This is a genomic window from Kocuria subflava (genome assembly GCF_012163155.1).
Lineage (GTDB): Bacteria > Actinomycetota > Actinomycetes > Actinomycetales > Micrococcaceae > Kocuria > Kocuria subflava.
This window is the reverse complement of the sequence record NZ_JAAVUN010000095.1, coordinates 1-886: the sequence shown is the minus strand read 5'-3', so window position 1 is coordinate 886 and position 886 is coordinate 1. Positions and strand designations below refer to the sequence as shown.

The following is an 886-nucleotide window of genomic DNA, read 5'->3' as shown; positions in this document are numbered from 1 at the left end:
CCCCGGGCCCGCGCGGCGCCACGTTCATGACGCGCCCGCCGGGGTTACGCCTGGCCGCCTCCGGGGAGGTGAGCCCCGCGTAAGGGTCGTACTGGCCCAGGACCTTGGTCGACAGGAACGCCAGGATCGCGCCGGCCTCTGCTGCGGTCGCGCGGCTGCCGATCCATTGGGTGAGTTCGTTCGAACCGCGCCCACGGGCCCGGTACCTTCCTGCCAGCTCGTTCATGGCCGGTTCCAGCAGCGCTGCGAAGGTGGCCGCGTTGGCCTTCGCCCATCCGGCACGGTCCACCACGACGACGGGCGCATCACGCAGGTCACGCGCGGCCTCCAAACCGGAGATTCGGTGGACGTGGTCCACGGAGGTCTCGGCATGATGACGCATCGAGGCGACGGCCTGCTGCATGGCCCGCGCGGGCGGGGTGGGTCCTGCGGGGGTGGTCCTGGCTGCGACGGCGGCAGCGAAGCTCCACTTGATCAGACCGGAGTCCGTGGTGCCGGGGGTGCTGTGGGGCGTGGTCATGAAGCCATGCAACCACAGGCCGGGCCGTGCGCCGCATCGAAGGCCGCAACGATCAGTCCCCCATCAGCTCTGCGCGAGCGTCGCGAAGAACTCGTCGGCCCTGTTCCGGGCGACCCCGGTGTCCTGCACCCCGTCAAACAGGACCACGGCGATCATCCGTTCACCGTCGTCCCGGGTCACTCTCCCGGACAATGCGGTCACCGTGTTGAGGGTGCCCGTCTTGGCTCGCACGACGCCGCGACCCGCGGCTTCCGTGGGGTCGTCGAAACGGTCCTCCAGGGTCCCGGAGTCCCCACTGACCGGGAAGGTGGGAATCATGGGCGTGTACCGGTTCGGGGGATCTTGTTCGCCCCACAACAGCGTCCC

At 69.9% G+C, this 886-nt stretch carries 2 protein-coding genes; both read right to left on the bottom strand.

Annotated elements, in window-relative coordinates; all coding sequences use genetic code 11:
* A partial coding sequence (locus tag GTW58_RS13135; RefSeq protein WP_209436578.1) for a zinc-dependent metalloprotease occupies window positions 1-520 on the bottom strand: 520 nt, incomplete at its 3' end.
* 63 nt (window positions 521-583) lie between these two features.
* Window positions 584-886 (bottom strand): D-alanyl-D-alanine carboxypeptidase (locus GTW58_RS13130; RefSeq protein WP_209436577.1); only part of this gene is annotated, 303 nt, incomplete at its 5' end.